The organism is Bradyrhizobium sp. CCBAU 45394, from assembly GCF_028128655.1.
Taxonomy (GTDB): domain Bacteria; phylum Pseudomonadota; class Alphaproteobacteria; order Rhizobiales; family Xanthobacteraceae; genus Bradyrhizobium; species Bradyrhizobium diazoefficiens.
In genome coordinates, this window is record NZ_LBIX01000066.1 from 1 (window position 1) to 1,009 (window position 1,009).

The 1,009-nt window shown below is 68.9% G+C and carries 1 protein-coding gene; it reads right to left on the reverse strand.

Annotation, left to right across the window (positions count from 1 at the left end):
• Positions 1-1,009, reverse strand: a 1,009-nt coding sequence (locus WN73_RS11715; RefSeq protein ID WP_271552864.1) for a Sua5/YciO/YrdC/YwlC family protein, incomplete at both ends; no start/stop codon positions are given.

A 1,009-nucleotide genomic window follows, 5' to 3' on the forward strand; every position in this document is an offset into this window, starting at 1 on the left:
TCAGCGCGCCGCCGACGGCCAGGATCGGCGGCACGGTCTGCGCGAGACGAACCGGCTCGGGCACGTAACCACGGGCGCGGCGGATGAGCCGCGTCCGCCCGGCGACGACCGCCGCCACGGAATCGTCGGCGCGCGTGACGATGTCGCGGTCATGGGTGGCGATGAGATCGGCGATGCCGGCAAGGCGCAGCTCCGCCTCGCGATTGTCGATCAGAAGCGGCTCGCCGCCGGGATTGGCGCTGGTGGCGACGGTCGCCCAGCTTTCGCCGGCCCGCTTATGCACCGAATTCAGCGCCTCGAAGATCAGGTGATGAAGCGGGGTGACCGGCAGCATGATGCCGATCCGCGACAGCCCCGGCGCAATCGCAGGCGCGAGCCTATGGCGGGACGTCATCAGCACGATCGGCCGCGGCGCCATTTCGAGCAACGCAAGCTCGGCAGCGTCGGCATCGGCGATGCCGGCGACCGCGTCCACCGAGCCGACCATCACGGCAAACGGCTTTTGATCGCGCTCCTTGCGCTGCCGCAGCCGCTGCACGGCCGCTTCGTCACGGGCATCGCAGATGAGCTGGTAGCCGCCGAGCCCCTTGATCGCGACGATTTTGCCTGCGGCAATCGCGGCGGCAATCTCCTCGATTCCGTGGCTGAGCCTTGGGCCGCATTGCGGGCAGGCAATCGCCTCGGCATGGAAGCGGCGGCTCCTCGGGTCGGCGTAGTCGCCCGCACAGGCCTTGCACATCGCGAAGCGCTTCATCGCGGTGGTGGGGCGATCGTAGGGCAGCCGCTCGGCGATGGTGTAGCGCGGACCGCAATGGGTGCAGTTGACGAAGGGGTAGCGATGAAACCGGCTGGCGGGATCGAACAGCTCACGCAGGCATTCCGGACAGGTCGCCGCATCGGCGACGATGCGCGTCGATACCCTGCCCTGCTTGCTGGCGCGGATGCAAAACTCCTCGCTCGCCATGGCGCCGACCGGGTGCACCGAGATCTCGTCGATGCGGGCGAGCGG